The sequence below is a fragment of the uncultured Rikenella sp. genome (assembly GCF_910577125.1).
GTDB lineage: Bacteria > Bacteroidota > Bacteroidia > Bacteroidales > Rikenellaceae > Rikenella.
In genome coordinates this window covers 1-5,560 of the sequence record NZ_CAJTMN010000119.1, presented here as the reverse complement: position 1 = coordinate 5,560, position 5,560 = coordinate 1, and the positions used below count along the sequence as shown (strand labels likewise).

The following is a 5,560-nucleotide window of genomic DNA, read 5'->3' as shown; positions in this document are numbered from 1 at the left end:
AGACACGGCCAGTAAAAGACGCAGTGCGTCCGTTTATTCCGAGAGGCAACGCAACTGAAGAGCGTGGCCACGGGTATTCGCATAACCGAGATAAATCCATAACACATCGAAACTGAGACTCACGCCGGTATGCCCGTTAACCGCAGACGACCAACTGTATCCGCGGTTACCGACAACCGTCAGCCCGCCATTTCCCCTCTCGCGGTAGCCCGGGGCGGTGCGTCCGTTTATTCCGAGAGGCAACGCAACTGAAGACCGAGACCACGGTAGTCCACGTAGCTCACAAAGTTCCATCCCGCTCCGAAAACCAAACCGGTTCCCCCCGTCTCGCCATCCTTGGACGACCAACTGTACCCTCCGTTTCCGGCAAAATATACCGAGCCTCCGCCCGTGCCCCGATAACCCGCATCGCGGATGCCCGGGGCGGGACAGCCTCCCGCGTTAGAAGAATAATTCCTATCTTTGCACAGAGACGCCCCGACGACGTGAAACGAAAGACCTCCATAGCCTTTTTGAGCTGGGCCTTGCTCCTGCTGCTGGTCGTGCCGCTGCTGCCGCACCACCATCACGAGGGTGCGATCTGCCTGACCGTCGAGCACTGCGCCGGCGACGACGCCGACAACGACCCCTGTACCGGACATGCCGACGACCGCAGCACCTGCCTCGAAGGGCCCCGGTTCGTGGCCGGCGAAGATCATCGGCCGACCCAGGATTTGTGGGTGCCGATTGGCTGCGGATGCTGGCATTGCGCTGAGTCTCATCGAATCAAAGACCTCTCGTCTTTCGTCTTTTATGACGCTCCCGAAGTGCCCGGCGAAGACCCCGGCACGACGGGCGATAAGGGGCGGCGCGGGCCGCCGGTTTCGGTCTTTGCGAGAGCGTAATGCCCGATTCGCGGCCTTTTCGACCGTTTCGGCGCGCTTTTTTTCGCATTCTGAGGGAGACCTCCTCCCGTTTTTCCCGTTTTTGAAATCGATCGATTTCCTTCGTCCGCTTCCTGACACCCTCAGGGAACGGGCCCCGTTTATTTACCGAACCGAAACGATGAAGACCTTATTATTCGTTCGAAAATTTATATTTTTCTCATTGGCAATCGGTTGCGCAGCCTGCAGCCACCGTGCCGAAAGCGACGCCGACCACTTCCACGCCGCCGAAGAAGAAGCGCCCGAGCACGACCACCCCGGCGAAGTCGGCTTCACCCGCGCCCAGGCCGCAGCCGCCGGACTCGAAGTCGAGACCCTCTGTCCCGGCCCCTTCGCCGCCGTCATTCCCGTCGGCGGACAGCTCCAGTCCCCGGCCGGCGACGAACAGACCGTCGCCGCCCCCTCCAGCGGCATCCTCTACTTTTCCGACCCCTCGCTGACCGAAGGCTCCGCCGTGCGGGCCGGCGAGACCCTCGCCTCCATCTCCGGCGAGACCCTCCTCGACGGCGACCCCGTCCAGCGCGCCGCCCTGAACTTCGAAGCCGCCGAACGCGAATACCGCCGCGCCGAGAAGCTCGCAGCCGACACCCTCCTCTCCGCCCGGGAGCTCGACGCCATCCGTGCGCGCTACGAAGCCGCCCGAGCCGCCTGGCGCGGACAGGCACAGCGCATGACCGCCCGCGGACTCGCCGTTCCCGTGCCCATGAACGGCTACCTCCGGAGCCGACTCGTCCAACAAGGCGAATACGTCACCGTCGGTCAGCCCATCGCCGTCGTCGGCCGGAACCGACGCCTTCAGCTGCGCGCCGACCTGCCCGAACACGCCTTCCGCTCGCTGAGCGCCATCCGGAGCGCCCACTTCCGCACCGCCTACGACGACACCGTCCGGCGTCTCGCCGACCTCGACGGCCGCCTGGTTTCCGCCGGCCGCGCCTCCGACGGCGCCTACATCCCCCTCGTCTTCGAATTCGACAACCCCGGCGACCTCCTGCCCGGCTCCTTCGTCGACGTCAGCCTGCTCGCCCGGTCGCGCGACAGCGTCCTGACCCTCCCCCTCTCCGCCCTGACCGAAGAGCAGGGCCTTCGGTTCGTCTATCTTCAGCTCGAAGACGAAGTCTTTCAGAAACAAGAGGTTACCGTAGGCCAGAACGACGGCTCCCGCGTCGAGATCCTCCGCGGATTGAAGCCCGGCGACCGCGTCGTGACCCGCGGCGCCTACCGGCTGAAGCTCGCCGGCGCCTCGAACGCCATTCCCGCCCACACCCACAACCACTAATTCCCGCCCGCCATGCTCGATAGAATCATCCGATTTTCGCTCGACAACCGCCTCGCCGTGCTCGTGATGTCGGTGCTGCTGCTCGTCGCCGGGCTTTATACCGCCTCGCGGATGGAGGTCGACGTCTTTCCCGACCTGAACGCCCCCACCGTCGTCGTGATGACCGAAGCCTCCGGGATGGCCCCCGAAGAGGTCGAACGCCTCGTCACCTTCCCCGTCGAGACCGCCGTGAACGGATCGCCCGACCTGCGCCGTGTGCGCTCCTCCTCCACCACCGGGTTTTCCGTTGTTTGGGTCGAATTCGACTGGGGGACAGATATTTATCGCGCCCGTCAGATCGTCTCCGAGCGGCTCGCCGCCGTGCGCGAATCGCTTCCGCCCGAGGTCGGCAACCCGACCCTCGGGCCCCAGTCCTCCATCCTCGGCGAGCTGATGTTCGTCGCCCTCACCGCCGACACCACCTCCCTGCAAGAGCTCCGGACGCTCGCCGACTGGAGCGTCCGGCCGCGGCTGCTGGCCGTCGGCGGCGTGGCCCAGGTCTCCGTGCTCGGCGGCGAAGTCAAAGAGTACCAGATACTTCTCTCGCCCGCCCGGATGCGTCACCACGGCGTCGGGCTCGACGAAGCCCTCGCCGCCGTGCAGAACATGAACCGCAACGTCTCCGGCGGGATTCTGTACGAGTATGGCAACGAATACATCGTCCGGGGCCTCCTCTCGACCGACGACCCGCAGACCCTCGGCTCCGCGTGGGTGAAGCAGACCCCCGAGGGGCGCTCCGTCCGGCTGCGCGACATCGCCGACATCCGGATCGGCGACCGCTCGCCCCGGACCGGCGTCGCCTCGTACCGTGCCGAACCCGCCGTGATTCTGACCCTCTCGAAACAGCCCCAGGTCGGCACCGTCGAGCTCACCGAACGCGTCGACCGCGCCCTCGCCGAGCTGCGGCACAGCCTGCCCCCCGACGTGTGCCTCTCGACCGACATCTACCGCCAGGAACGCTTCATCCGGAGCTCCATCGACAACGTCCAACGCTCTCTGTACGAGGGCGGTATCTTCGTCGCCGTGGTGCTCTTCCTCTTCCTGATGAACCTCCGGACGACCGTCATCTCGCTCGTGGCCATCCCCGTGGCGCTCGTCGTGTCGATCCTGATGCTGAAGCTCCTCGGTCTGACCCTCAATACGATGAGCCTCGGCGGGATGGCCATCGCCATCGGCTCGCTCGTGGACGACGCCATCGTCGACGTCGAGAACGTCTTCAAGCGGCTGCGCGAGAACCGCAACCGGCCCTCCGGCGAGCGGCGCCCCGTGCTGACCGTTATTTTCGAAGCCTCGCGTGAGGTGCGGATGCCCATCCTGAACTCCACCCTCATCATCATCGTCAGCTTCGTGCCCCTCTTCTTCCTGACCGGGATGGAGGGGCGGATGCTCGCCCCGCTCGGCGTGGCCTTTATCACCGCCCTGTGCGCCTCGACCCTCGTGGCCCTGACCCTGACCCCCGTGCTCTGCAGCTACCTGCTCGGGAGCCGGCGCGAGAGTGGCCGCCTCGAACGCGAACCCTTCGTGGCCAGACACTTGAAGACCCTCTACCTGCGGCTGCTCGGCTGGGCTCTGCGCCACCGGGCGTGGGTGCTCGGGGCGACCGGCGTGGCGTTCGTCGGAGCCGTCGTCCTCTTCGCCGGCCTCGGGCGGAGCTTCCTGCCCCCCTTCAACGAGGGGTCGTTCACCATCAACGTGAGCACCCTTCCGGGGATTTCGCTCGACGAGTCCGACCGGATCGGCCGTCGCGTCGAAGAGACCCTGCTGTCGATTCCCGAGATTCAAACCGTCGGGCGCAAGACCGGCCGGGCCGAGCTCGACGAACATGCCCTCGGGGTGAACGACTCAGAGATCGAGGCCCCCTTCGTGCTCTCCGGGCGGCCGAAAGAGGCCGTCCAGGCCGAGATTCGCGAACGGCTCGGCGAGATTCCCGGAATCAACGTCGAAGTCGGCTCGCCCATCACCCACCGCATCGACGCGATGCTCTCCGGGACACGTGCCGGCATCGCCATCAAGCTTTTCGGGCCGGATCTGAACCGGCTCTACACCCTCGGGAACCGGATTCGCGAGGCGGTCGAGGGAGTCGACGGGCTGGCCGACCTGAACGTCGAACAGCAGGTCGAACGGCCTCAGTTACAGATCGAACCGAACCGCGAGATGCTGGCCCGGTACGGGATTTCGTTGCCGGCGTTCGCACAGCTGGTGAACGTGATGCTGGCCGGCGAGGCGGTCTCGACGGTCTACGAGGGCGACCGCACCTTTGATCTGATTCTGAAAGTGGACGACGCGGGCCGGGCGACAGCCGACCGGATCGGCGATCTGACGGTCGATGCCGGAGGTCGGAAAGTGCCTCTGTGCCAGCTGGCTACGATCCGTTCGTCGATGGGGCCCAATACGATCAACCGCGAGAATGTCTCCCGGAAGCTGGTCGTGTCGGCCAACGTGGCGGGTCGCGACTTGCGGAGCGTCGTGCAGGATATCCGACAGGCGATCGACGCGGGGGTCGAGCTGCCGGAGGGCTACCGCATCGAATACGGCGGCCAGTTCGAGAGCGAACAGGCCGCCTCGCGCACCCTGCTGCTGACCTCGGTGTTGTCTGTGCTGGTGATTTTTCTGCTGTTGTTCAATCAGTTCCGGAGCGTGAAACAATCGGCGGTGATCCTTTTGAACCTGCCTTTGGCCCTGATCGGCGGCGTGTTTGCGGTGTGGGTGACGGGGGGAGTGATCAGCATTCCGGCGATCATCGGTTTCATTTCGCTGTTCGGCATCGCGACCCGGAACGGGATGCTGCTGATCGCGCGTTACAACGATCTCCGGGCGTCGGGGATGTCGTTGAGCGAGAGTGTGATACAGGGTTCTGCCGACCGGCTGAACCCGATTCTGATGACGGCCTTGACCTCGGCTTTGGCGTTGATTCCGTTGTCTGTGGGAGGCGACCTGCCGGGGAACGAGATTCAGAGTCCGATGGCGGATGTGATTTTGGGCGGTTTGTTCACCTCGACCTTTTTGAACGGCTTCGTGATCCCGATCATGTATCTGTTGACGAGTCGCCGCGTAGCTTAGGTGCGGCGCGCAGACAGAGAATTGGGCTGAGGCTGCCGCAGAAATGCGAAGCATTTCCCGTCCACGGGACGTGGGGCCCGCGCGGCCCGAGCGCAGTCCCCTCCCGTAGGAAAGTCGCCCGCTCGCGTAAAAGGGCATATTCTGTCGGTTGGCCAAGTACCAACCGACGAGAATTGCCGCGGGCGACTCAAAAACGCATTAACAAGCCCGCGCGCCACGCCTTAACAGGAAAATCATTCAAAAGCGTTGCCCGCTTTTGAAT

At 64.6% G+C, this 5,560-nt stretch carries 4 protein-coding genes; 2 read left to right on the top strand and 2 right to left on the bottom strand.

Features of this window, described 5'->3' with window-relative positions:
* Positions 1–33 precede the first annotated feature (33 nt).
* Together QZ292_RS09350 and QZ292_RS09345 are read right to left on the bottom strand one after the other, a co-directional pair.
* On the bottom strand, positions 34–243 hold the full coding sequence (locus tag QZ292_RS09350) for a hypothetical protein (RefSeq protein ID WP_294600891.1): 210 nt from the start codon (positions 241–243) through the stop codon (positions 34–36).
* Positions 228–698, bottom strand: coding sequence for a hypothetical protein (locus QZ292_RS09345; RefSeq protein ID WP_294600889.1), 471 nt, complete (start codon positions 696–698; stop codon positions 228–230). Before QZ292_RS09345 ends, QZ292_RS09350 begins: the two co-directional genes overlap by 16 nt.
* A 388-nt stretch (positions 699–1,086) precedes the next feature.
* On the opposite strand from QZ292_RS09345, the gene QZ292_RS09340 reads away from it, so the two are divergent.
* Positions 1,087–2,199, top strand: a complete 1,113-nt coding sequence (locus tag QZ292_RS09340) for an efflux RND transporter periplasmic adaptor subunit (RefSeq protein WP_294600887.1) — start codon at positions 1,087–1,089, stop codon at positions 2,197–2,199.
* 12 nt (positions 2,200–2,211) lie between these two features.
* A complete protein-coding gene (locus tag QZ292_RS09335; protein ID WP_294600885.1) occupies positions 2,212–5,298 on the top strand; it encodes an efflux RND transporter permease subunit in 3,087 nt (1,028 codons plus the stop codon).
* Positions 5,299–5,560 lie beyond the last annotated feature (262 nt).

What these genes read in the sequence shown, in the direction of transcription:
- QZ292_RS09335 (WP_294600885.1), top strand. Translation starts at nt 2,212, where the DNA reads ATGCTCGATAGAATCATCCGATTTTCGCTCGACAACCGCCTCGCCGTG.
- QZ292_RS09345 (WP_294600889.1), bottom strand. Translation starts at nt 698, where the DNA reads ATGATCTTCGCCGGCCACGAACCGGGGCCCTTCGAGGCAGGTGCTGCG.